Genomic DNA, 23625 nt, shown 5'->3' with positions numbered 1-23625 from the left:
GTGCGCGGCATTAGCCTCGCACGCGCATCCATTCGCTTAGAAATGCTCGCGATCGAAGCCCGGTAGTGCACGCGTTCCTTCAATAGCGACCGAGTGCAGCAGTTCAGGTTCCAGGTCGAGCAAACGCAGGATCGTCGGCGCGACCTGCGTGGTCGTCACACGCTCGTCGTTGGTCCGACCAGCGTGATGGGCGTGAGGCACGTAGACCACCAGGCCGAGATGGCTGTCGTCGGGAGCGTTGCCGCCGTGCTCTTCGTCTTTCGCCGTACTCGAGGTATAGATAACGCCCGGGTTCGGTTGGACGACGATGTCAGGCGTGCGTCCGCGTGCCGGATCGCCGAACCAGCCGTTCAACTGCGCGCCATACAGAATGTACGCCTGCGGACCGTCCGCACAGATGCCGGGCGCGTTGCAGCTCAGGTTGTCTTTCAGCGTCTTCACGACTGCAGGCAATTGGCTTTGATCGCGCAACCAGATCAGGCCGACGTCATCGGTCTGCACGAAGCCCGTATCGACTAGCCCCGTTCCGTCATTGAGGTTGCCGCTTTTCGTATTGTTCTGCCCGAAGTTGCCGTTCGGATCCAGATAGTTGTTTGCTTCAAGCAGTTTGGAGAGCGTGTCGCCGTTCTTGACCAGCTTCGAATGATCGGTCGGGGACTGCCCATGCTTCGCCGTGACGATGATCGCCGTGGACGAATAAAGGTTGCGCTGCTTGAGTTCGGACACGATGCGACCCAAGGCGTTGTCCAGATAAGCAATCGCGCCGGTCACCTGCGGACCCGGCGTGAAGCTCGCATCCAGATAGCCACCGCCGTTCGCGACCGTTGCCTTCTGGGCGACGCTCAATGTCTGGAAGTTGGTGCCGAACACGGTGGGTATGTCGGCGCTGGATTTGCCCGTCGAATCCTTGCCGTCAATTTCATTGATCAGCGACTGCACGTGGAGATCGTCGAACTTTTCCGTGTGCGTGTAGACGTCGATGTAGTTCGTTTTGGTAACCGGATCAATCGAATTGATCTCGGTGCGAGAAAGATCGTCGACGCCTGTGCCTGAGGGACCATTGAGCCAGTCGTAGCCCCACGCATGTTTGTCCGCCCATGCGGTGCGCGCACCTTTCACGTTGCGTTTGACCACTTCGAAGATCGTGTTGGTCTTCACATAATTGTGCGGATAGACGGGCGTGCAGACACCATTGACCAACGCATGCGGGATGGCTTGCGGATTGAACGCGCCGCCACCGTTGAGATTGGTCAGTGCGCCGCCGTTCTCGCCGTCGATGCCTGTGGTCTCGTCGAATACGACGTTCCAGCCTTGCTTGCCGGTGCAACTGCTATCGGACGGCGCGTAGAGCGTGCGGTCATACGATACGTCGTAGAACAGGCCCGCGGATTTGGGCGAGCCGCCGGTAACGAGCGCCGCGAGGCCCGGGAATGAATCCGAAAGATGTGGCGTGTGCGCGTTGGTGTAGGTCGTCCCCGACTTGGCCAGCAACGCAAGATTGGGGCATGCATTCGAACCGATACAGCGTGCGACGTCCTGCTCATGCAAACCGTCGAAGCTAATCAGCAGCACGTGTTTCACTGACTCATGCTCGTGATCATCGTCCGCCACTGCGCCTAGCGAGTACAGTCCGGCAAGCAAGGCAACGCTTACGCCAATCGCGTTTTGCGTACGCTTCCATCTCCTGATCGTCTTCATCTCTCGTCCTTTTGGTTGTTACGAAACATTTGGTAATCGGGGATGAATGTGCAGTGGAATTGAGTCGGCTGGATGAATCGACGCTTTCGATTCCATAACGCATTAACGATTTATGCAACGGTGAGAAAATCACGTAATAGTTTGTATTGCTTAAGGGTTCCTTAAGCATTGCGTGGTCTGGTCGCGCGGTGGGATTTGGCCATCTTGAGCCGTCGATTCACGAAGTCTTGAACAGTTTCGCGCACATGAAATCGACGAACACCCTAAGCTTCGGCGACAATTGCCGGCTCGATGGCCAGAGGATCGAGAACTGTCCTGGGGCGATCCAGAGTTCGTTGAGCACCGTCGTGAGCATGCCTGTCGCGAGTGCATCGCGGGCCAGAAAGTCCGGCATATATCCAATGCCAAAATCTGCGATCACTGCCTCGCGCAGCGCTTCCATGTTGTTGAAGGTCATCGCCGTGCGCAGATTCGCAGGCTCACTGCCATCCGCCAGCAGTCCCCACGGCTGGAGCTTGCCCGTTGTTGGAAACCGGTAACGCACGCACGCGTGCGCTTCCAGGTCGCGCAGCGTGCGCGGCACGCCCGCCTGCGCGAGATAGCGAGGCGACGCACACAGCATGAAGCAGAAGGCGCCGAGACGACGCGACATCAGACTCGAATCCGTCAGCGCGCCGCTACGGATGACTGCATCGAAACCGCCTTCGACGACATCCACGAGCCGGTCGTTGAAATCCAGATCAAGTTCGACATCGGGATAGAGCCGCGTGAATTCCGGCAGCACGGGGAACAGGAATCGATAGCCGATCGCGGGCAGGCTGACACGCAGTTTGCCGCGTGGCGTTTGCGCGGCCTCCGACAGCACGGCCTGAGCATCGCGCAAATCTTCCAGTATCTGGCGACAGCGATCGTAGAAATGACGTCCCTCATCGGTGAGCGTGACCTTTCGTGTCGTGCGATGAAAGAGCCGCACGCCGAGCGACTGTTCCAGTTTCGCAATCGTCTTGCCGACCGCCGACGCTGAGATGCCAAGCTTGCGGCCGGCGGCGACGAAGCTAAGCGCCTCTGCCGTGCTCACAAACGCGACGATTCCGTTGAGGTTGTCCATCAAGCTCCGACGCTCTTAAAGTCGATTGAATTCAGGAATTTAACTCCTTTATCAGCGGAACTCTACGGGGTTTTTAACGGATTGAATCCGAATTATCGTTGATCGCTCTGCCGGGAGTGCGCGCCGAGGCGGCGTAGCGCAGACCGGTTTCCGTTGGGGGAGCGTCGATGAGCAACACTTTTTCTTCCGTTTCATTGGGGCGCTCAGTCGCCATTCTCACGGCCGTTTGTCTCGCGGCGCTCGCATTACCGCTCAGTTTTTCGGCGGGGGCGCTGGCAACGCCCGCGATCGGCCGGGAGCTTGCGGGTGGCCCGGTCGAGATGAACTGGATCACGAACGCGTTCATGCTGACCTTTGGCAGCCTGCTGATGGCGGCGGGGACACTTGCAGACCGGTTTGGACGCAAGCGCTTATTCGCGATTGGTGTAAGTGGATTCACGCTGGTTTCGCTGTTGCTTGGCCTCGCGCCTTCGATCCTCGTTGTCGATTTGCTGCGCGCCGTGCAGGGCGTCGCCGCGGCGGCCGCGCTCGCGGGTGGGACGGCGGCTCTCGCGCAGGAGTTCGATGGCCGTGCGCGCACCCGCGCGTTCAGTCTGCTCGGCACGACCTTCGGGCTTGGACTTGCACTCGGGCCCGTGCTGGCGGGTTTCACGATCGAGCGCTTTGGCTGGCGAGCGATCTTCGCGACGGGGGCTGTTGCGGGTGTCCTGTCGCTGCTGTTCGGCGTGCCGCAGATGCGTGAATCGCGCGACCCGGACGCGCGGCGTATCGACTGGGCGGGAATCGCGACGTTCACCGGCGCGTTGTCGTGCTTCACGTTCGGCGTGATCCAGTCCTCGGAGAGCGGCTGGTCGAACCCGTTCGTCGTCGGATCGTTGTTGGGCGCGGCACTGCTGACCGCCGCGTTCTGGGTAATCGAAACGCGGGTCGCGCGGCCTATGCTCGATCTGTCCTTGTTCCGCTACCCGCGTTTTGTCGGCGTGCAAGTGCTGCCCATCGCGACCTGCTACTGCTACATCGTGCTGCTCGTCGTATTGCCGCTGCGTTTCGTCGGCGCCGACGGCTACAACGAGATCGACGCTGGCTGGCTGATGCTCGCGCTGTCCGCGCCCATGCTCGTCGTGCCGTTCGTCGCGGCGACGCTAACGCGCTGGATGTCCGCCGGCGTCATATCGGGTATCGGCTTGCTGATCGCCGCAGCCGGCCTGTACTGGCTGACCATTGTGTTGCATGACGGCGCGAGCAATGCGGCGATCGCACCTTTGCTCACAATCGGTGTTGGTGCAGGGATGCCTTGGGGATTGATGGATGGACTGTCGGTGAGCGTCGTGCCGAAGGAGCGTGCCGGGATGGCGACGGGTATCTTCAGCACCACGCGCGTGGCCGGCGAATGCATTGCACTCGCAACGGTCAGCGCAATTCTTGCCGCGATCACGCAGGCACGTCTGCTGGCAGCCCTGGGATCCCATGCCCGATCCGCTGAAGTATCAGAAGCCGCTGCGCGACTTGCCGCCGGCGATCTCGATCGCGCGTCGGCGCTCCTTCCGGACGTCGCCCGCGCGACATTGCTGCACATCTACACCGACGCCTTCAGTCTTTTGCTGGAAGGCTTAACTGTCATCACGCTGCTGTGCGCGATTGCGATATTCGTGGTTCTCGCCCGCGCTCGCGCCGATGACGATGCGTTGGCGGATCGTGAGAAACGTCTGGTCGTGCTGACGAACGCCGACTTGCCCTAAAATGCCGCTTACCGCTACGTATTACAAAATCCAAGACCAACCATGCCACGCTACGCCACATCGAGTCTCCGACGCGCTTCCGCCGGCGTCATGTTGGCTGCGATCTCCACCCTGGTAACCGGCTGTAGTGACGGGATATCCGAGGCCGACGCCGCATTCGTTAGCACCGGGACGCCGCCCCAGTTCGAATCAATGCGGATGTACGGCGCCGCGCCCGATAACCCCGCTCCGGGCAGCGTCTACAAGCGTGCTTCGGGCGGGCTCCGCCAGGGATGCATGGCGATCATCCGCGCCGGTGACCGGGATGTGCGCGAAACGGTGATTCTTGAGGACGAGCCGGGTCCTTCTTTCGATCTTGATGTCGCCCGTACGTCCGACGGTTGGACCGTGACTTCGGACGGACTGACACCGCCGAGCACCGATCCCGTCGGTTTCCGCACGCGCTTCACGCACTGCGTGAACGCGATCCGCGACAAGTACGCGGCCGAGCCGGAAAAGGCGCCGTTCAACAAATAAGCTTTGATCGCGGTGCGCGCGCGATCTGCTTCATTCGTGCCGGCTTTTTGACCGGCGCACCGGTTCCTGCTGCTGTGCCAGGAGCTGATTGGCCAGCTCCACGCCGTCGACACACTTTCCTGCAGCCCACGTCTCGCTGAGCGTGGTGCGAAGCGTGCGTAGCGTCTTTCGCTGCGTACGCAGGGCGATCATGAGTTGCTCGATCTCCTCGAGACGCGTATCGAGTTTGTGCAGCAAATCCTCTTTCGGATAGACCTCGTCACCGGTGAAGGCCTCACGCAATCTGTCGAGCGGAAAGCCCAGATTCTGCGCCAACTGAACCATGCGCAGGCGCCCAATGGCCTGCTCCGAGTAGACGCGATAACCGTTCGGACTGCGCTCCGGTTCGGGCAACAAGCCGCTCTGCTCATAAAAGCGGATGGCAGACGGCGCGAGACCGGTTTTCTCCGCGAGTTCGCCGATTCTCATAACGCTTGACCTTCAAGTTGACTTGAATCTTAGTATAGCGGCATCGCTCATTTTGTATGCTGACTCCGCCATGACTACATCGCTGTTCACGCCCGTGCAGTTGCCCAACGGCAGCTGGCTGCCCAATCGCCTCGCCAAAGCGGCGATGGAAGAAAACCTGGCCGACGCGGGGCAACTGCCTGGCGAAACCATCCATCGCCTATACCGCTCGTGGGCCGAAGGTGGCGCAGGTCTTATCGTCACGGGCAACGTGATGATCGACGGCCGGGCGCTGACCGGGCCTGGCGGGATCGTGCTCGATGCCAATACGCCTCTCGCACCCTTTAAGCAGTGGGCACAAGCGGCGCGCAGCCGCGGTGCTCAGGTGTGGATGCAGATCAATCATCCGGGCCGGCAGGTGCTGGCGGCAATGGGCGGCATGGCGTGGGCGCCTTCGGTGGTGCCGATGGCGCTCGGCAAACACAGCAAGCTGTTCGCGCAACCGAGCGCCATGAGCGAGGACGAGATCAGCGAGACCATCGGCCGCTTTGCCGCGACGGCGCACGCGGCCGAACAGGCGGGCTTTACTGGTGTGGAAATTCACGCCGCGCACGGCTATTTGATCTCGCAGTTCCTTTCGCCGCTGACCAATCGCCGCGCCGACCGTTGGGGCGGCGACCTGGCCAACCGTGCCCGTCTCTTGCTGGACGTGGTGGGTGCGGTACGCGCAAGGGTTTCACCGGGTTTTTGCGTGGCCGTCAAACTGAACTCCGCTGACTTTCAGCGCGGTGGCTTTTCGGAAGAGGATGCCCGCCAAGTCGTGCTGTGGCTGAATGACCTGTCGGTCGACCTGGTCGAGCTATCCGGCGGCAGCTACGAAAGCCCCGCGATGCAGGGCGACACGGCCGACGGGCGCACCCTCGCGCGCGAAGCCTATTTCCTCGAATTCGCCAAGGATCTGGCCGGCGTCGCCACGATGCCTGTCATGACCACCGGCGGCATCCGGCGCCGCGCCGTAGCCGAGCAGGTGCTGAACAGCGGCGTCGCCGTCGTCGGCATGGCCACGGCGCTCGCTGTGATGCCCGATTTGCCGGCACGCTGGCAGGCAGGCGCCGATCTCGGGGCGCACATTCAGCCGGTCGAGTGGCGCGACCGGGCACTTGCGGGACTCGCGCGCATGGCGCTCGTCAAACGCCGTCTGCGTTCGCTCGGCACGGGACGCACGGCGCCCGCCCGGTATTCCGCGATCTTGACATTGATACTCGATCAACTGCGCACGCGGCGGCTGACGCGGCGTTATCGGCAATGGAAGCAGGAGCACGCGTGAAGCGCTAAATCAGACGCCGCCTGGCCGATGCTTAGCCATCAGCCGGCGATTGACGATTCCGCTACATGCTGGCGTTTTCGACGACGCGGCCTTCCGCACGCCAGCGGAGCATGCCGCCAGGCAGGTTCGCAACCTGCTCGAATCCGGCCTGTCGCAGCATGACCGTGGCTTGTGCCGACCGTCCGCCGGCCCGGCAGACAGTCACGATCGGGCGTTCCTTCGTGAGTTCGGCCGCGCGCCTGGCGAGCTCGCCCAATGGAATGAGCCTTGCAAGGGGGATGCGCCCTAGCGGCCCGCTGAACTCGTCGGGCTCGCGCACGTCGAGGATCTCGACCGCACGCAGATTTTCCTCGAGCCACTGGGCATTGATTTCCCAGATGCCCGCAAAGCTGCACGTCAGTGGCGCCCAATCGGGCTCCGCTATCTGCGCGGGGTAGCTCGCCGCCAGGCCGCATTTCAGGTTTGCGGGTACCGCCACGTCGATCTGCTTGGGATGCGCCAGATGCAGGTTCGTCATGTATCCGGTGAAATCGTCTTCGCACAATTCACCGCCAAGACGCGGATTGAAGCGCCGCTCTTCATCCACGCTGGTGACCGTCAAACCGCGATAGTCGTGGGCTGGGTAAAGCAGGCACGCGGAAGGTAGCGTAAAGATGTGGTTGTGGACCGCGCGAAACATGGCGTGCGCGTCACCGCCCTGGAAATCCGTGCGGCCGGTGCCTCTGATTAGCAGGCAGTCGCCGGTAAACGCCATGGTCTCGTTGTCGAGTACGAGTGTGATGCATCCATCGGTATGACCGGGCGTCGCGCGTACGCCCAGATACCTCGTGCCAAACGCGACCTTGTCGCCTTGGCTCAGATAGCGGTCCGCGCCTTCGGCGCCGCTTGCAGCCGAGATCGCAATCCGGCTACCTGTGCGGCGATTCAGCATCCATGCACCGGTCACGTGATCGGCGTGGACGTGGGTGTCGATTGTGTAAAGCAGATGCAATCCGAGCTCTTCGATCAGCGCGGCATCCCGGCGCACCTGTTCGAATACCGGATCGACCAGCACGGCCTCTCGCGTTGCGCTGTCGGCAAGAAGATACGTATAGGTCGAGGATTGCTGATCGAACAGCTGTCTGAAGATCAACACGATTTCACCCCGCGGCCCGCTTTTGCGAGCGGTTAAGGATCGCGGCCCCTGGAGCGTCGCCAAATCGTCCTTCAGGCAATCAAACTGGACGCACCCCGTTCAGCGGTCCGGGCACGTGGGCGCACCCGGACTCGCATCGGCCACCGGACTTCGCACTATCTGGCGTTCGCCGCTCCAATCAATGCGCGTTTTTTTACTTCGGTTGCGTAACGTATCGCAGATAAGGCTTCACGGTTTTGAAACCATCCGGATATTTTTGCATCGCGGCATCGTTGGAAACGGAGGTTGGAATGATCACGTCTTCGCCTGGCTTCCAGTTTACCGGCGTCGCCACCGTATGTTTCGCGTTGAGTTGCAGGGCATCGAGCAGCCGAAGCACTTCGTCGAAATTGCGGCCAGCACTCATCGGATAGACGAGCGAGGCTTTGACCTTCTTGTCCGGTCCGATGAGAAACACGGCGCGTACGGTTGCGTTGTCCACCGCGGTGCGCGGGCCGCCGCCGCTCGCCTCGGGATGAATCATGTCGTAGAGCTTCGCGACTGTCAGGTCCGGGTCGCCGATCAGCGGGTAGTTGATCGCGTGGCCCTGCGTCTCCGCGATATCCTTGACCCACTCCTTGTGGTCGCTCACGGGATCGATGCTGAGCCCGATAACTTTCGTGTTGCGCTTATCGAATTCTGGCTTGAGACCCGCCAGGTAGCCGAGTTCCGTCGTGCAAACTGGGGTGAAATCCTTCGGATGCGAAAACAGGATCGCCCAGTGGTCTCCGATCCATTCGTGAAAATGGATCGTTCCTTCGGTGGTTTCGGCAGTGAAATCAGGAGCGTTTTCTCCTAGTCGAATCGACATCTTCAGTCTCCATAGGTGAGTGCACCGAGGTACCCGTGCCGCGGTCGGCGTAACGTCCCGTGGGCTACCTGGGTGTTGAGTGGCAATTGGTCTGACTAGAAACTACCCTCCGGCGGTTTACACCGTATTGCTCCATATCGAGCCGGAGGACCGTCTGCGGACGCAGCAGATTCAGAGATGCTCTCAAATAACCGGGATGCGGGAAAGACATTCGGACGCGCTGCGGGTCGCTCCTATAGCGTAGAACAAAAAAGTCAGAGCGGGATGCCGGCGACAGCCGGCTTTTCGGTGGTCGGCAGCTCGAAACAGAATGCCGTGCCCGTTCCCTCACGATCGATTAGGCGTATCTGGCTGTGATGCAACTGCAGCATGCGTTGCACGATCAGCAGGCCGAGTCCGCCGCCGCGATGCCCGCCACCTGAACTGAACGGACGTTCGAACAGGCCTTCGCGCTGCTCCGCTGGAATGCCGGGACCGGTGTCGCTGACCGTGACCGATACCTTGCCGTCCTTGTGCGCGAGATCGACGTCGATCGAGCCGCCGGAGGGTGTATGGCGAATCGCGTTGTCGAGCAGGTTCGTCAGCACGCGCTCGATCATCCCCAGATCGGCGTAGATCGCCGGCAGACGAGGGGGGAAATCGGCGCGCAACTGGATGTGCCGCGCCTCGGCCGGCAATTCGAATTTCTGGAAGACGTCCTGAACCAGGTCGACCAGCGAGAACGGCTCGAGCGCCGGTTGCGCGTTGCCGTGTTCGAGCCGGGCCAGTTCGAATAGCGCCTGCGCGAGCCGCCCGACCTTGACGCTCTGTGCGAGCGCAATCGCCAGATAGCGTTTGCGCTCCGTTTCACCGAGCGTCTCGGCTTTGAGCGACAGCGTCTCGAGGTAGCCATGCAGCGAGGTCAGCGGCGTGCGCAGATCGTGCGAAATATTGGCGATCAGTTCGCGCCGCTGCTGATCCTGGCGTGTCAGCGCGCGCCACTGCTCGCCGATGCGGTTGGCCATCTGCGCGAACGTCGCCTCGAGTACGCCGATTTCGTCGCGCCGTCCGGCAGGCGACGAGCGTGGCACTGCCGGCTGGGTGTCCGGCTCGCCGTCGGCATCGAAACGGCGCATGGCGTCGGTGAGGCGGCGCAGCGGCCGCGTGATCAGGCCGAATGCCGTCAACCCCGCAAGCAATCCCAGCAGCGCGACCAGCGCCATCGACCAGAGCGTGGTGCGCAGCACCGAGCTGGCAGCCACGCGCGCGGCGAGCGCGTCGTGTTCCTCGCCGAGCAGGACCACGTAGATATAGCCGGACGGCGGTTGCCCGCTCAATTGCAGCGGCGCGGCGCTAAACACCTTCTTCCCGTCGACGCTGCGCGGGTCGTCGCCCAGGATCGGCAACGCGTCCCCGGCGATGAATTGCCGGACGGGCGTGAGATCCACCTGAGCGCGCTTGACGTGGCCCGCAGGGGCGTCGTCGCCTTCGATGCGCCCCTGGTTGTCAAGCAGATACACCTCGACGCTCGGATTCACCATCATCAACTGGCCGAACAACTGGCGCACCGCGTCGGGCCGCAGGCCGTTCGCGTCCATCAGCGTTGTGCGATGCGCGATATGGTTGGCGAGATCCTTCGACAGGCGCTGCACGACTTCCTTTTCGTGCAGGTCGCTCGACCGGATCTGCAGCCACGCTGACGCGCCACAGCACGCCAGCAGCAGCGCGGAGAAGACGAGCGAGAGGCGCTGGGTCAGTGTCAGATTCACGGCGCGTCCTGAGGTGCGCCGGCGGGCGTGGGTCCGTCGCCTGGATTGCCGGGCATAGCCAGCTTGTAGCCGCGCCCCCAGACGGTCAGGATGCGCTCGGGCTGGGCGGGGTCGGTCTCGATCTTCGCGCGCAGGCGGTTGATGTGGGTGTTGACGGTGTGTTCGTAGCCCTCGTGCTGATAGCCCCACACGGCATTGAGCAGGTCCATCCGCGAGAACACTTTGCCGGGATGCTGCGCGAAGTAATACAGCAGGTCGAATTCACGCGGCGTCAGCTCAATCGGCTGACTGTCCACTGTGGCCTCGCGCGTCAGTGGATCGATTGTGAGTCCGGCGAGCTGCAGACTGCCCGCGTCGATGCGCGAGTTTTTCGCCATGGCTTCGACGCGCCGCAGCAAGGCTTTGACGCGCGCAACCAGTTCGAGCACCGAGAACGGCTTGGCCAGGTAGTCGTCGGCGCCGAGTTCGAGGCCGAGGATCCGGTGCACTTCGCTCGAACGCGCGCTGGTGATGATGATCGGCGTATAGCGCGTCATCGCGCGGGCGCGCCGGCAGATTTCCAGGCCGTCGACGCCGGGCAGCATCAGGTCGAGGATCAGCGCGTCCCAGCCGCCTTGCTCCAGCAGACGCAGCCCTTCGCTGCCGTCGGCGCTGTGCACGACTTCGTAGCGCTCGTCGCGCAGATGAAGGCTCAGCACGTTGGCGATGTCGACGTCGTCTTCAACGATCAGGATGCGCTTCAATGGGTCCATGGAGGGCTTTGGCCGCGGGTAAGGGCGTGGTTCAGGGCGGTGGAAAGACAGGGCGCCCGCAAAAACGGGCCGTTGCACCATTGTGCAAAATTTCCGGGCGGCGAGTTATCACATTTAATTTAACTTTTCGTGAGGACTTTGACACCCCTCGCGCCCTAGGATGTGGGCACTTTCCGCTCGCTTTGCGCTGCGCCATCTGCTGATTGGCAGCGTACCCAAGCCGCGTAACCATCCTAACCGACTTACAACATCGCCCGGAACCGACATGCTACTCATCGTTCTTGCCTATCTTGGCGGCGCTCTGACGATCCTCAGTCCGTGCATCCTGCCGGTGCTGCCGTTTGTCTTCGCGCGCGCCGATCAGCCTTTTGTGCGCAGCGGGCTGCCATTGCTGGCCGGCATGGCGCTGACCTTCGCCATCGTCGCGACCCTCGCCGCCGTGGGTGGCGGCTGGGTCACGCAGGCTAACCAGTATGGCCGCTGGCTTGCAATCGCCTTGCTCGCCATCTTCGGACTGACGCTGCTTCTGCCGCGTTTCGCCGACCATCTGATGCGCCCGCTGGTGAGCGCCGGCAATCGCCTGTCGAATTTCGCGCAGGGCGACGGTCAGCAGGTTCGCGCGGGATCGTCCTTTCTGCTGGGCATCGCCACCGGCTTGCTGTGGGCGCCGTGCGCCGGTCCGATTCTCGGCCTGGTGCTGACCGGCGCGGCATTGCGGGGCGCGAGCGTCGGCACCACGCTGTTGCTGGTTGCCTATGCGGCCGGTGCGGCGACGTCGCTCGCGGTGGCGCTGCTGATCGGCGGCAACGTGTTCACGGCGATGAAGCGCTCGCTGGGCGCGGGCGAATGGATCCGCCGCGGGATCGGCGCGGCGATGCTGTGCGGCGTGGTGGCGATTTCACTCGGCCTCGACACCGGCGTGCTGGCGCGTGTATCGACCATCGCTACCGGTGGTCTTGAACAGAAACTGGTCGACAAGCTGTCGCCTGGCGCGACGCCGGCGAATCCGGTGGCGGCGGGGACCAAGTCCAATGCACCGGCCAACGCAGCAGCCAACGCATCGGGCAACGATGCCGTGATGACGGCCAACCTCGCCGCCGATGCAAGCGACGCCGGCGCGATGATGCGTGCCTCTCAAGGCGCGTCAGGCGGCGCGGCTGCGTTGCCCGTCGAAGGTGTGCTGCCGACCTTGAACGGCGCCGTCCAGTGGCTGAATTCACCGCCGCTGACGGTTCAGGACCTGCGCGGCAAAGTCGTGCTGGTCGATTTCTGGACGTACTCGTGCATCAACTGCCTGCGTTCGCTGCCGTACGTGAAAGCGTGGGCGCAGAAGTACAAGGACCAGGGGCTTGTCGTGATCGGCGTGCATGCACCGGAGTTCGCGTTCGAACGCAATGTCGACAACGTCAAGAAGGCTGTCCACGATCTCGGCGTCGACTATCCCGTCGCGATCGACAACAACTACGCGATCTGGCGTGCACTGAACAATCAGTACTGGCCAGCCCATTATTTCGTCGATGGTAAAGGGCAGATCCGCTATCACCATTTCGGCGAAGGCGACTATGCAGAATCGGAAAAGGTGATTCAGGAATTGCTGACTGAGGCAGGGCATGCGAGTGCGTCGAAGGTTGCAATCGGTATCACCGGCACGAGCGCGCAAGGCGTGCAGGCAGCGGCCGACAGCGTCGATATGCAATCGCCGGAAACCTATGTGGGATACGAGCGTGCCGAGAATTTCACGTCGCCCGGCGGTGCAGCGGAGGACAAGGTGCATACCTATACGGCGCCGTCACAGCCCGCCGTCAACGATTGGGGGCTGGCTGGCGCGTGGAATGTGGGCGCTGAACATGCGACGCTCGCGGCGCCGTCCGGTCGCATCGTCTATCGCTTCCATGCGCGTGATCTGCATCTGGTGCTCGGTCCGGGCAAGGACGGCAAGCCGGTTCGCTTCCGCGTAAGCGTGGATGGCGCCGCCCCGGGCGCAGCGCACGGAACAGACGTCGCCGCCGACGGTACCGGCATCGTCACCGAGCAGCGCCTTTACCAGCTCGTGCGGCAAACCGGCGATGTTGCGGATCACACGTTCTCGATCGAGTTTCTGGATCCGGGCGTGCAAGCGTTCGCCTTTACGTTTGGCTAAGCCGAGCCTGACGACGTGACTCAACCACTCTTTTTTAAAGACTGACATCATGCACACAAGCTCTACTAGCAAGGTTTCCCAGCGCAGGCGTTCGTCGTTTTTCCGGCTCGCGGGTTGCGTCGCGATTGCGGCAGGCGTCTTCGCTGCACAGCGCATTGCGAACTCAGCCGAAGCGATGACGAAGATTCCGGCACCGGCCCACGACGAGAGCGTCGGCTCGGTGCACAGCGAAACCGCTGTGTTCGCGGGCGGTTGCTTCTGGGGCGTTCAGGGGGTGTTCGAACACGTGCGCGGTGTGAAGCAGGTCGCCTCGGGATACACGGGTGGCGCGGCCGGGACGGCGCAATATGAAACCGTCAGCGAGGGCGATACTGGGCATGCCGAATCGGTGCAGGTCACCTATGACCCGACGCAGATAACGTACGGACGTTTGCTGCAGATTTTCTTCTCGGTCGCACACGACCCCACCGAGTTGAACTACCAGGGGCCCGACCACGGCACGCAATATCGCTCGGCCATCTTTCCAGCCAATCCTGAGCAGCGTAGCGTCGCGCAGTCATACATTGCGCAGCTCGACAAGGCGCACGTATTTTCAGGGCCGATCGTCACGCGCGTAGAGGATTTCAAGGGCTTCTATCCGGCAGAAAGTTATCACCAGAATTTCCTCGCGCTCCATCCCGACTACCCGTATATCGTGATTAACGATCTGCCGAAGGTGAGTGGACTGAAGCGCATGTTTCCCGATCTGTATCGCAACGATCCGGTGCTGCTCAAAGTGAGCGGCTAGTTTCCCGGGCGAGCCGCCCAACGCTCGGATCAAGCCTTTACGGGTAGCCAGATCTCGAGGCCACCCATGCCGCTGACCGGATCGAACTTCTCGTCGTAGCGCTCGAAGTTGGGCGCATCGGCGGGAATATGTCCCGATGCCGGCAGCCACTGATTCCAGATCGTGTTCCAGGTACGCCGTATGGTCGAGATATGCTCGCGGTGGCTGAACACCGCGTAGCGCTGCGGGGAAATGCGCAAGCGGCCCAGTTCGGCAGGCAATGCCGAAAAGTCGCTGACTTCGACACCGCACAGGTAGTCGATATTGCCGGCGTCGTCGGCGTTGTAGCAGACGCCATAGGCCACCTTGCCGAGCTGGCCGGGCACTCTGCCGAAGTATTCGCCAAAGCGCTGCCACTGCGAAGGAATCGCGGCGCAGGTTTCGCTTGTATAGCGCTCGCTCAGGCCCGCGACGAGAAACGGTTTGCCGTTTTCGAAACGCGGCGGTTCGAGATGCGCGAGAAGGGTTTCGTCCATTTTGATCGGCTCCACGATAGCAATGTTGTCGAGGTGACCACGCGCGCGCAGCGCTTCGGGCGTCAGTCCGAATTGCTCGCGAAACGCACGCGTGAATGCTTCATGAGAACCGTAACCGGCGTCGATGGCGACGCTCAGAATATCGGGCGCACCGTCGGCGAGGCGGCGTGCCGCTTCGCTCAGGCGGCGCGCGCGAACATAGCGCATCACCGAAAGCCCAGTGGCTGCTTCGAAAGCACGCGCCAGGTGAAAGCGCGACACGCATCCGCAGTTGGCGATGTCGTCGAGCGTCAACTCGCGAGCAAAGTGGCTTTCGATAAACCAGAGCGCTTTTCCGACGGGGTTCATTTCGGCTCTCACGTCAGCATGAAGCCAGCATAGCCAGGCGCGATGCGTCGCATTTGATCGCGCTTGCGGTTTTGCGGTGGGCGCCTGATTGACCGCGGTCGGACTGGTTTCAGATCGGAGAGGTCAGTAGTTTTCGGTCGCTGCCGCGTTACTGGCGCCACGCGACTGCGCAGCCGTGGAGCCGTCGTCACCGTGCGCATCCGCGTTTGCGTTCGCACCACCAGGTTGCCCTGGGCGCAACAGTAAACCACCTAACACCCCCGCCGCCGCCGCGAAGATCGCACCGAACAGGAACGCTACGTGATAGCCGCCATTGAGCGCCGCCACCGCGTTTTCAGACGCCTGCATCGCGTCACTGCGTGCGGCCGCGAGACTCGCGAGCACAGCGAGACCGAGTGCGCCACCCATCATGAACGACGTATTGACGATGCCGGACGCGAGGCCCGAGTCGCTCGGATCGACGTCGCTCATGGCGGCGAGCAGCAAGGGATTGAATGCGATGCCCGCGCCGAAGCCGAGCAGGATCATGCCGGGCAGCACGTCGAGCACGAAGCTGCCGTTGACCGGTGCGCGTGCAAACAGCGCGAGGCCAATTGCCGCGACCAGCAATCCGACGGCAAGCGGAAGCCGCAGACCGAAGCGCATCACCACGCGCGCCGACAGGCCCAACGAAAAGAACGCCATGATCAGATTGGCCGGCAAAAACGCGAGCCCGACCTGCAAGGGCCGGTAGCCGAGCACGCGCTGCAGATACAACGCAGAGATGAAGAACCACGCGAACATTGCCGCCGCCCACAGTACGCCGACCACGTTGGCAGTCGCAACATTGCGCAAGCGGAACAGACCGAGTGGCATCAACGGATGCTGCACGCGCGCTTCGATCACAAGAAACACGGCGAGCAGCGCGAGCGCAGCGAACAGCAGGCCGAGCGTCTGCGCCGAGGTCCAGCCCGCTTCATTGCCGTTTACGACTGCGTACACGGCGAGCATCAGCGAAGCAGTGACGGTTACCGCACCGGCCACGTCGAGCCGTTCGCCATGAGCATGGCCGCGTGCCGACGGCAGGAGTGCCACGCACAGCGCGTAGACGGCGATGCCAATCGGCAGGTTGACGAGAAAGATCCAGTGCCAGCTCAGCAGGTTAGTCAGCAGACCGCCGAGCAACACGCCGATGCTGCCGCCGCCCGCGCAGACGAAACCGTAGATACCCATCGCTTTCGCCCGTTCGCCTGCTTCGGTGAACAGATTCATGATCAGCGACAGCGAAACAGCGGAGACCACTGCGCCGCCCAAACCCTGCACGGCACGCGCGCACACCAGCAGGACTTGCGAGTTCGCCATGCCGCACGCGAGCGACGCCAGCGTGAACAGCGTGATGCCGCCGAGGAACAGTTTGCGGTGGCCGTAGAGATCGCCCAGCCGCCCGCCCAGCAGCAGGCAGCCGCCGAAGGTGAGCATGTACGCATTGACCACCCACACCAGCGAGGTTTCGCTAAAGCCGAGGTCCGCGGCGATCGACGGCAGGGCAACGTTCACGATCGTCGTATCGAGCACGATCATGAGCACGCCAAGGCACAGAACGATCAGCGCCAGCCAGCGTTTGTTGCCGTGGATGGAATGGGTCATGCAGGGGCTCCTTTGCCGTGGTCCATCAAGCTCAAGCGGGCGCCAGCGGATGCAAGCGAATGCCGGACGTTCCGCCGCACGGCACAAATTCGAAGCCCGGTCGGCAACCCGTTGATGGCAATGGGGACTTTTAGTCTAGCACCCACGAGTTTTAAGCCACAACTACGAATTCCTGGGCGGCGTTGGCCGTCAATCGCTGCCCAGCAGTTCGTACTTGCCGCCGCGCTCCAGTGCCCGCTGATAGGCCGGCCGCGCGTGAATGCGTTTCACGAAATCGACGACGGCGGGAATCTGCCCTTCCAGGCCGCCGCGCGCGGTGGCGGCTTCGAGCGGAAAGCTCATCTGAACGTCGGCCGCCGTGAAATCATGGCCGACGAACCAGCCGGTCGCGCCCAATTCCTTATTGATGTAGCCGAGGTGCAGCTTCAACTGCGGATCGATGAAGCTCGATTGCAGCGTCGACGCGATCTTGCGGGCGATTGGTTTGGCGAAGAACGGCATCGGCGCGCTGGCGATGCGCAGGGCGATCAGTTTCAACAGCAGCGGCGGCATGGCCGAGCCTTCCGCGTAGTGCATCCAGTAGGTGTAGCGCAGCCGCTCGGGCGTGCCCGCCGCGGGCGCGAAGCGGCCTTGACCGTACTTGTCGACCAGATACTCGATGATCGCGCCGGATTCGGCGAGGGTCTGGCCGTCGTCCGTAATGACCGGCGACTTGCCGAGCGGATGCACCGCACGCAACTCGGGCGGCGCCAGCATCGTGTTCGGGTCGCGCTCGTAGCGCTTGATCTCGTAGGGCACGCCGAGTTCTTCGAGCAGCCACAACACGCGTTGCGAGCGGGAGTTGTTCAGATGATGGACGGTCAGCATGGATCGAGGGAGGTTGGCCGGTGAAGCGTCACATCATAGGGGTGTTGAGCCGAGGCGGGGCTCTATTTGCTTGCCCTCGAGTTCGCTCTCCTGCCCACCCTTGGCCACAGCTCACACGCGCGACTTCGTACCCATCAGCTGGTTTGACGGTAAGGTCTCATCGAGCAGCTTGCGCGCGCTTTCGATGCCGGCCACCGGCAGTCCCTCGGGATTCAGCAAGCCGACCTGCACCAGCACCGATGCCTGATCCCAATAGATGTGCTCGTTGTACAGCTTGTCGCCGCGAAAGCACACCACGGCCAGCATCGGTACTTCGAAATACTTACCGGTTGGCGCGACGCCAGGCAACAGCCAGTCGATCTCGCAGCTATGCGTGCAACTGAAAATGAATTCATCGACGATGCGATCCGCGCCGATCGTGCGCGAAATCGGAATCAGCTTCGTGTCGGCAGGATTCGAATTGACGAAGTGATGCGTGTAGAAACGTTTGAGCTTGTCATGCCCCACGCCGCCGGTCATGGTTGGGACGTGGTTGACGTAAGGTTGCGCGACCATGGTCGGCATGACGGCGTCGACGTCGCGCGTGGCGAACTCGTAATAGCAATGCGCTTCCCACAACGCGTTCAGATCGTAGACCGGACCCAGCACTTTGCGGAGCAGGGCGAGCGTGCGCGAATAGGCCATCATCGCGGCGGGTTTGTCGTACTGCGGACGCGATGGTGCGGCAAATGCATGATCGCAATCGGGGTACACGTATTGCTCGATCTGCGGGCGCGTGCGCAATGCGGCGCTGATTCGCTCGCGCGTTTCGGGCGGACAGTGCGCGTCGTTCTCGGGGAAGTGAAACACCATTGGGCAGCGCACGGCAGGCACTTCATCCAGATAAGCTTCGAGTCCGACGCCGTAGTAGCTGACCGCACAGTCCACGTCGGTGCGTGCCGCGCTCAGGAATGCGAGTTTGCCGCCGAGACAGTAGCCGACTGTGCCCACCTTGCCGGCCTGCTCGGGCAACGTGCGCAATGTCGCGACCGTTGCCGCGATATCGTCGATGGCGAGATCGACGTCGAAGCGCCCGAGATAGTCGAGCGCCTGCTTCATATCGGCCTCGCCATAGCCGAGCGAAATGCCCGGCTTGTTCCGCCAGAACAGATCCGGCACCAGCACCACATAACCTTCTTCTGCGAACCGGTCGGCCATCGACTTCATCGTGTCGTTGATGCCGAAGATTTCCTGCAGGAGGACGAGCCCCGGGCCCGAGCCTTGCGCTGGACGCGCGACGTAGGCGTTGAAACGGCCGCCATCCTGGGCGACGACTTCGATGAAAGAGGCGGCCATGCGGTGTGTCTCCAACGGGAAAGTGGGACTACATGAGGGGCTACCCGAGCGTGCGCAATTCGAAGCGTTTGATCTTGCCGGTTTCGGTGCGCGGCAGCGCCCCGATGAAAGCGATGACGCGTGGGTATTTATACGGCGCCACGCTATTTTTCACGAAATCCTGCAGTTGCGCGACCATTTTGTCGTCAGGCGTATAACCTGGGTTCAGCACCACGAAGGCCTTGACGATCTGTCCGCGCGTCTCGTCGGGTACGCCGATCACCCCGCATTCGGCCACCGCCTCGTGTTGCATCAACACGCTTTCCACTTCCGGGCCGGAGATGTTGTAGCCGGCGGAGACGATCATGTCGTCGGCGCGGGCCTGGTAGAACACGTAGCCGTCTTCGTCGAGATAAACCGAGTCGCCGGGAAGATTCCAGCCGTCGCGAACGAACTTCGCTTGCCGCTCGTCGGCGAGATAGCGGCAGCCCGTCGGCCCGCGCACCGCGAGTTTGCCGATTGTGCCAGCCGGGACCGGTTGCATGGCGTCGTCCACGGCCTGCACGACGTAACCCGGCACCGCGCGGCCGATGGCATGCGGGCGGATCGTGTCGCCTTGCGCCGAGATGAAAATATGGATCAGCTCCGTGCCGCCAATCCCGTCGATCATCTCAATGCCGCTTGCTTCGTGCCACAGGCGGCGCGTCGAATCCGGCAACGCCTCTCCCGCCGAGACCGTTTTCTTCAAGGTCGAAATGTCGTGATGCGCAACGAGCGGAGCCATCTGCCGATAGAACGTCGGCGCGGTGAACATGATCGTCGCGTGAAAACGCTCGACGGTTTGCAGCAAGGTCTCGGGCGTGAGCTTCTCGATCAGCACCGTCGACGCACCCACTCGCAGCGGAAAGCACAGCAAGCCACCGAGGCCGAATGTGAAAGCGAGCGGCGGCGTGCCGCAAAATACATCGCTCGACGAAGGTTTTAGTACATGACGCGGAAACAGATCGCACATCGCCAGGACGTCGCGATGAAAGTGCATGCAGCCCTTCGCCGCGCCCGTCGTGCCGCTGGTGAAGGCGATCAGGCAGACGTCGTCAGCAGCGGTGTCGCAGGCAGTGAAGTGATCCGGTTTGTTGATCGCGAGGGTGTCGAGCGAATCGGCGGAATCATCGTGAAACAGGCGCGTTTGTTTCAGACCTGCGCAGTAGAACTCGTCCTTGGGATCGTTGCAGCGCGCGAGTTCAGCCGTCAGGCGCGCGTCGCAAAGCGCGGCGCTGACTTGCGCCTTCTCGATGATCTGCTTGAGTTCTTTCGCACGCAGCAGCGGCATGGTCGGCACCACGATGAGGCCGGCCTTCAGCGCGGCGAGCGCCGTCACCGCCATGTGCAAGGTGTTCGGTCCGCGCAGCAGCACGCGGTTGCCTGGATGCAAACCCATTTCATCGACCAGCACATGCGCGCTGCGATTCACCAAAGCCAGCAACTCGCCATAAGTGGTCGCCTGCGGTTTGCCATCCACGTCCGACCAGATCGCCGGACGGTCGCGATGTCCCGCTTCGATCGTTCTGTCGAGCAATTCGGTCGCGCAATTGAAGCGCGCCGGGTAAGCCACGTCCGGGTTGTCGAGCAGAAAGACAGGCCATTGATCCTGCGGCGGAAGATTGTCGCGCGCGAAGGTATCGACGTGTGCTGACGGTTCCATCATGGTCTCCCGGGCGTTGAGCCGGCTGAATGCGCTTCGGTTGGCTTGGGGGCTGGGTTGCGTGTTACGTGTTTCGGGTGCTTACTGGGGGATCACGGCCGTGGCTTCGATCTCGACCTTGGCTTCGTCTTCGATCAGTGCGACGACCTGTATCGCGCTCATCGCGATGTCGTAGTCGCCGATCAGCTCGCGAAACGCACGGCCGATATCTTTCAACGAGGCGAGGTATTCGCGTTTGTCCGTGACGTACCACGTCAGCCGGACCAGATGCTCAGGCTTGCCGCCCGCTTCGTGCAGGACGGCGAGGATGTTCTTGAGCGCCTGAATCGCCTGCTGTGCGAAGTCGGTGGTCTGAAACTGCGCCTGTTCGTCCCAGCCGATCTGGCCGGCGATGAACACTTGCGTGCCGGTTGCTGCAACGCCGTTCGCGTAACCGCGCGGCTTGATCCAACCGGCGGGAAGGAGAGCTTTTTTCATGAGCGATGCGCCTCGATGGATTCAGGCTGTGGGACAAACGCCGCGAGCGCGCTCGCGATGTCTGCGGGAATGTCAATGGATGTGCCGCGATCGAGCGATGTCGTCACCAGCACCTGTTTCGCGCTGAAGCGGATTTCGTCGCCGTGCCGGCCGACGATCTCGATACTGATCGAGCGACGCCCGACCTTCGTGACGCTGAGTGACAGCGTGATCGTTTCGCCCATCTGGCTCGGCCGCGAAAACTCGCAATCGAGCTTGACGATCGGCAAACCGACCCGGCGTTGCGCGATCATTTGCGCGTAGTCGATCTGCATGCCTTCGTTGAACCAGTCTTCGACCAACGCGTTGGTCATCACCAGATACTGCGGAAAGAACACGATGCCGGCCGGATCGCAGTGCTGGAAGCGGATGCGGACAGGTCGTTCGAAAGTCGTGTTCATTTCGCTGCGTCCTTGATGACTTCCGCGGCATGCGCCTTCAGAAGGTCACGGCCGACAATCAGCTGTTGCACTTCAGTCGCGCCTTCATAGATCCGCAACGCACGAATTTCGCGGTACAGCATCTCGACGGCGGTGCCGCTTTGCACGCCCATGCCGCCGTAGAGTTGCACGGCGGCGTCGATCACCTGTTGCGCGCCTTCGCTTGCGTGCCACTTGGCCATTGCGGCTTCACGCGTGACCTGTTCGCCCTGATCGCGCAGCCAGGCCGCGCGATAGACCAGCAATGCGCTGCTGTCGATCGTCAATGCCATCTGTGCGAGCTTCGCCTGCGTCAACTGAAAATCGCCGAGCGTCTGTCCGAACATCTTGCGCGACGACGCGCGTGAGAGGCCTTCAGCCATTGCATGACGCGCGAAGCCCAACGACGCTGCCGCCACCGACGTACGGAAAATATCCAGCGTGCGCATCGCAAGTTTGAAACCTTCGCCGGGCGCGCCGAGCATCTGGCTGCGCGGCACGCGTGCGCCGGCAAAGTGCAAACGCGCTAGCGGATGCGGCGCGATCACGTCGATGCGTTCGGCGATTTCCAGGCCCGGCGTGTCGGCATCGACAATGAACGCGGTGATGCCGCGTGCGCCTGGCGCTTCGCCGGTTCGGGCGAACACGACGTAGAAATCGGCGATACCGCCGTTCGAGATCCACGTCTTGTCGCCGTCGAGTACGTAGAAGTCGCCGTCTTCGCGTGCTGAGAGGGACATCGCAGCGACGTCCGATCCCGCTTCCGGCTCCGACAAAGCGAAGGCGGCGATAGCCGTGCCGTTCGCCACGCGCGGCAAATACCGTGTCTTTTGCTCATGCGTGCCGCCGAGCGAGATCGCGCCTGAGCCGAGTCCTTGCATCGCTAAAGCGAAATCCGCGAGACCGGAATGCTTGGCGAGCGTCTCACGCAGCAGGCACACGGCGCGTGTGTCGATTGTGTCGCCATTCCCGCCATAGGCAACGCCGCCGACACCGTATTTCAACCAGCCCGCTGCACCGAGTTCGCGGACCAGACGGCGGCAGGTTGCATCGACGTCGTCATGTTCTACGTGCGAGAGATTCGCGCGGCACCATGCTTCGATACCCGCGGCCAGTTCGCGATGACGTGGTTCGAAAAACGGCCAGGCGAGTGCGCTGTGCAGATCCAGATCGCTGTTAGGGCTCAATTCAATCTCCCTCGAAGACTGGGCGCGACTTCGCGGCAAACGCGCTATACGCACGTTCGAAATCGCGTGTGCTCATGCAGATTGCCTGTGCTTGCGCTTCCGATTCGATCGCTTCGTCGATGCTCATGCTCCATTCCTGGTGCAGCATCTTCTTCGTGATGCCGTGCGCGAAGGTCGGACCGGCGACGAGATCAGCGGCGAGCTTCTGTGCGTCTGCGATGAGCGCTGCCGGTTCGCACAGGCGGTTGTAGAAACCCCATGCGTGGCCCTCATCACCACTTGCGGAGCGACCGGTGAACAGCAATTCGGCGGCGCGTCCCTGGCCGATGATGCGCGGCAGGATCGCGCAAGCACCCATATCGCAACCGGCGAGGCCGACGCGCGAGAACAGAAACGCGAGCTTGCTGCGCGCGGTGCCGAGCCGCATGTCGGACGACATCGCGAGAATTGCACCTGCGCCCGCGCACACGCCGTCGACTGCGGCGATGATGGGTTGCGGGCAGTGGCGCATCGCTTTGACCAGATCGCCGGTCATGCGCGTGAACAGCAGCAGTTCCGGCATCGGCAGATCGATCAGCGGCGCGATGATGTCGTGCACGTCGCCACCGGAGCAGAAGTTCTCGCCTGCACCGTGAATCACGACGGCCTTCACGTCGGTCGCGTAGGTGAGTTGCCGGAACAGATCGCGCAACTCCGCATACGATTCGAACGTCAGCGGGTTCTTGCGTTCGGGGCGATTCAGCGTGATCGTCGCGACCTTGTCGGCGACCGACCAGCCGAAGTGCCGCGCCTCGTAACCGGCGAGCGTCAGGCGGTTGCCGGCCAGTAGGGCGTCGGCGTTGGATCGTGTCATGAGTATCTCCTGTCGACCAGAGTTGGCGCTT

21 protein-coding genes are annotated in these 23625 nt (G+C 62.3%); 5 read left to right on the top strand and 16 right to left on the bottom strand.

Features of this window, described 5'->3' with window-relative positions; genetic code table 11:
- Positions 1-36 precede the first annotated feature (36 nt).
- Positions 37-1698: an alkaline phosphatase family protein gene (locus tag R8871_RS05110; protein ID WP_175049341.1), complete on the bottom strand. Its 1662-nt coding sequence runs from the start codon at positions 1696-1698 to the stop codon at positions 37-39.
- A 217-nt stretch (positions 1699-1915) separates the two neighbouring features.
- Positions 1916-2806, bottom strand: coding sequence for a LysR substrate-binding domain-containing protein (locus tag R8871_RS05105; protein WP_175049340.1), 891 nt, complete (start codon positions 2804-2806; stop codon positions 1916-1918).
- Between the two features lie 167 nt (positions 2807-2973).
- Between R8871_RS05105 and R8871_RS05100 the strand changes: the two genes are divergently transcribed.
- Both R8871_RS05100 and R8871_RS05095 read left to right on the top strand, forming a co-directional pair.
- Entirely contained in the window at positions 2974-4545 is a 1572-nt protein-coding gene (locus tag R8871_RS05100; protein ID WP_175049339.1) for an MFS transporter, read from the top strand.
- Between the two features lie 90 nt (positions 4546-4635).
- Entirely contained in the window at positions 4636-5061 is a 426-nt protein-coding gene (locus R8871_RS05095; protein WP_175049338.1) for a hypothetical protein, read from the top strand.
- A 30-nt stretch (positions 5062-5091) separates the two neighbouring features.
- Here R8871_RS05095 and R8871_RS05090 read toward each other — a convergent pair whose 3' ends face one another.
- The gene (locus R8871_RS05090; RefSeq protein WP_175049337.1) at positions 5092-5529 is read right to left on the bottom strand and encodes a MerR family transcriptional regulator; all 438 of its coding nucleotides are present in this window, start codon (positions 5527-5529) and stop codon (positions 5092-5094) included.
- 70 nt (positions 5530-5599) lie between these two features.
- On the opposite strand from R8871_RS05090, the gene R8871_RS05085 reads away from it, so the two are divergent.
- Positions 5600-6835: an NADH:flavin oxidoreductase/NADH oxidase family protein gene (locus R8871_RS05085; RefSeq protein ID WP_175049336.1), complete on the top strand. Its 1236-nt coding sequence runs from the start codon at positions 5600-5602 to the stop codon at positions 6833-6835.
- A 61-nt stretch (positions 6836-6896) separates the two neighbouring features.
- Here R8871_RS05085 and R8871_RS05080 read toward each other — a convergent pair whose 3' ends face one another.
- The 4 genes from R8871_RS05080 to R8871_RS05065 all read right to left on the bottom strand — a co-directional run bounded on the left by R8871_RS05080 (position 6897) and on the right by R8871_RS05065 (position 11320).
- Positions 6897-7967: a rhodanese-like domain-containing protein gene (locus tag R8871_RS05080; protein WP_175049992.1), complete on the bottom strand. Its 1071-nt coding sequence runs from the start codon at positions 7965-7967 to the stop codon at positions 6897-6899.
- A 196-nt stretch (positions 7968-8163) separates the two neighbouring features.
- Positions 8164-8820 (bottom strand): peroxiredoxin, encoded by a 657-nt coding sequence (locus tag R8871_RS05075; protein WP_175049335.1) that lies wholly within the window; start codon positions 8818-8820, stop codon positions 8164-8166.
- Positions 8821-9074: 254 nt separating this feature from the next.
- The gene (locus R8871_RS05070) at positions 9075-10568 is read right to left on the bottom strand and encodes a sensor histidine kinase (protein WP_175049334.1); all 1494 of its coding nucleotides are present in this window, start codon (positions 10566-10568) and stop codon (positions 9075-9077) included.
- Entirely contained in the window at positions 10565-11320 is a 756-nt protein-coding gene (locus tag R8871_RS05065; protein ID WP_175049333.1) for a response regulator transcription factor, read from the bottom strand. The genes R8871_RS05070 and R8871_RS05065 overlap by 4 nt, the downstream gene beginning before the upstream one ends.
- Positions 11321-11585: 265 nt before the next feature.
- On the opposite strand from R8871_RS05065, the gene R8871_RS05060 reads away from it, so the two are divergent.
- Positions 11586-13460: a cytochrome c biogenesis protein DipZ gene (locus tag R8871_RS05060; protein WP_175049332.1), complete on the top strand. Its 1875-nt coding sequence runs from the start codon at positions 11586-11588 to the stop codon at positions 13458-13460.
- Positions 13461-13509: 49 nt separating this feature from the next.
- Positions 13510-14247 (top strand): peptide-methionine (S)-S-oxide reductase MsrA, encoded by a 738-nt coding sequence (gene msrA, locus R8871_RS05055; RefSeq protein WP_175049331.1) that lies wholly within the window; start codon positions 13510-13512, stop codon positions 14245-14247.
- Between the two features lie 29 nt (positions 14248-14276).
- Here the strand turns inward: msrA and R8871_RS05050 are convergent, their stop codons facing one another.
- The 9 genes from R8871_RS05050 to R8871_RS05010 form a co-directional block, all read right to left on the bottom strand.
- On the bottom strand, positions 14277-15110 hold the full coding sequence (locus R8871_RS05050) for an AraC family transcriptional regulator (RefSeq protein ID WP_175049330.1): 834 nt from the start codon (positions 15108-15110) through the stop codon (positions 14277-14279).
- A 123-nt stretch (positions 15111-15233) separates the two neighbouring features.
- On the bottom strand, positions 15234-16736 hold the full coding sequence (locus R8871_RS05045) for a DHA2 family efflux MFS transporter permease subunit (RefSeq protein ID WP_175049329.1): 1503 nt from the start codon (positions 16734-16736) through the stop codon (positions 15234-15236).
- Positions 16737-16925: 189 nt separating this feature from the next.
- Positions 16926-17603, bottom strand: a complete 678-nt coding sequence (locus R8871_RS05040) for a glutathione S-transferase family protein (RefSeq protein ID WP_175049328.1) — start codon at positions 17601-17603, stop codon at positions 16926-16928.
- A gap of 111 nt (positions 17604-17714) precedes the next feature.
- Positions 17715-18938: a dienelactone hydrolase family protein gene (locus R8871_RS05035; RefSeq protein ID WP_175049327.1), complete on the bottom strand. Its 1224-nt coding sequence runs from the start codon at positions 18936-18938 to the stop codon at positions 17715-17717.
- Positions 18939-18978: 40 nt separating this feature from the next.
- A complete protein-coding gene (locus tag R8871_RS05030) occupies positions 18979-20619 on the bottom strand; it encodes an AMP-binding protein (protein WP_175049991.1) in 1641 nt (546 codons plus the stop codon).
- A gap of 81 nt (positions 20620-20700) precedes the next feature.
- The gene (locus tag R8871_RS05025; RefSeq protein WP_175049326.1) at positions 20701-21096 is read right to left on the bottom strand and encodes a RidA family protein; all 396 of its coding nucleotides are present in this window, start codon (positions 21094-21096) and stop codon (positions 20701-20703) included.
- Positions 21093-21536, bottom strand: a complete 444-nt coding sequence (locus R8871_RS05020) for an acyl-CoA thioesterase (RefSeq protein ID WP_175049325.1) — start codon at positions 21534-21536, stop codon at positions 21093-21095. The genes R8871_RS05025 and R8871_RS05020 overlap by 4 nt, the downstream gene beginning before the upstream one ends.
- Positions 21533-22741: an acyl-CoA dehydrogenase family protein gene (locus R8871_RS05015; RefSeq protein ID WP_175049324.1), complete on the bottom strand. Its 1209-nt coding sequence runs from the start codon at positions 22739-22741 to the stop codon at positions 21533-21535. The genes R8871_RS05020 and R8871_RS05015 overlap by 4 nt, the downstream gene beginning before the upstream one ends.
- A gap of 1 nt (position 22742) precedes the next feature.
- Positions 22743-23594, bottom strand: a complete 852-nt coding sequence (locus R8871_RS05010) for an enoyl-CoA hydratase family protein (RefSeq protein ID WP_175049323.1) — start codon at positions 23592-23594, stop codon at positions 22743-22745.
- Positions 23595-23625 lie beyond the last annotated feature (31 nt).

The sequence above is a fragment of the Paraburkholderia sediminicola genome (assembly GCF_902859805.1).
GTDB classification, from domain to species: domain Bacteria; phylum Pseudomonadota; class Gammaproteobacteria; order Burkholderiales; family Burkholderiaceae; genus Paraburkholderia; species Paraburkholderia sediminicola.
The sequence above is the reverse complement of the archived record's forward strand: the minus strand, read 5'-3'. Positions and strand labels throughout refer to the sequence as shown.

Excerpts from the sequence above, each read along its gene's own strand:
- R8871_RS05110 (WP_175049341.1), bottom strand. The coding sequence starts at position 1,698 with ATGAAGACGATCAGGAGATGGAAGCGTACGCAAAACGCGATTGGCGTA.
- R8871_RS05105 (WP_175049340.1), bottom strand. The coding sequence starts at position 2,806 with ATGGACAACCTCAACGGAATCGTCGCGTTTGTGAGCACGGCAGAGGCG.
- R8871_RS05100 (WP_175049339.1), top strand. The coding sequence starts at position 2,974 with ATGAGCAACACTTTTTCTTCCGTTTCATTGGGGCGCTCAGTCGCCATT.
- R8871_RS05095 (WP_175049338.1), top strand. The coding sequence starts at position 4,636 with ATGTTGGCTGCGATCTCCACCCTGGTAACCGGCTGTAGTGACGGGATA.
- R8871_RS05090 (WP_175049337.1), bottom strand. The coding sequence starts at position 5,529 with ATGAGAATCGGCGAACTCGCGGAGAAAACCGGTCTCGCGCCGTCTGCC.
- R8871_RS05085 (WP_175049336.1), top strand. The coding sequence starts at position 5,600 with ATGACTACATCGCTGTTCACGCCCGTGCAGTTGCCCAACGGCAGCTGG.
- R8871_RS05075 (WP_175049335.1), bottom strand. The coding sequence starts at position 8,820 with ATGTCGATTCGACTAGGAGAAAACGCTCCTGATTTCACTGCCGAAACC.
- R8871_RS05065 (WP_175049333.1), bottom strand. The coding sequence starts at position 11,320 with ATGGACCCATTGAAGCGCATCCTGATCGTTGAAGACGACGTCGACATC.
- R8871_RS05060 (WP_175049332.1), top strand. The coding sequence starts at position 11,586 with ATGCTACTCATCGTTCTTGCCTATCTTGGCGGCGCTCTGACGATCCTC.
- msrA (WP_175049331.1), top strand. The coding sequence starts at position 13,510 with ATGCACACAAGCTCTACTAGCAAGGTTTCCCAGCGCAGGCGTTCGTCG.
- R8871_RS05050 (WP_175049330.1), bottom strand. The coding sequence starts at position 15,110 with ATGAACCCCGTCGGAAAAGCGCTCTGGTTTATCGAAAGCCACTTTGCT.
- R8871_RS05045 (WP_175049329.1), bottom strand. The coding sequence starts at position 16,736 with ATGACCCATTCCATCCACGGCAACAAACGCTGGCTGGCGCTGATCGTT.
- R8871_RS05040 (WP_175049328.1), bottom strand. The coding sequence starts at position 17,603 with ATGCTGACCGTCCATCATCTGAACAACTCCCGCTCGCAACGCGTGTTG.
- R8871_RS05035 (WP_175049327.1), bottom strand. The coding sequence starts at position 18,938 with ATGGCCGCCTCTTTCATCGAAGTCGTCGCCCAGGATGGCGGCCGTTTC.
- R8871_RS05030 (WP_175049991.1), bottom strand. The coding sequence starts at position 20,619 with ATGGAACCGTCAGCACACGTCGATACCTTCGCGCGCGACAATCTTCCG.
- R8871_RS05025 (WP_175049326.1), bottom strand. The coding sequence starts at position 21,096 with ATGAAAAAAGCTCTCCTTCCCGCCGGTTGGATCAAGCCGCGCGGTTAC.
- R8871_RS05020 (WP_175049325.1), bottom strand. The coding sequence starts at position 21,536 with ATGAACACGACTTTCGAACGACCTGTCCGCATCCGCTTCCAGCACTGC.
- R8871_RS05010 (WP_175049323.1), bottom strand. The coding sequence starts at position 23,594 with ATGACACGATCCAACGCCGACGCCCTACTGGCCGGCAACCGCCTGACG.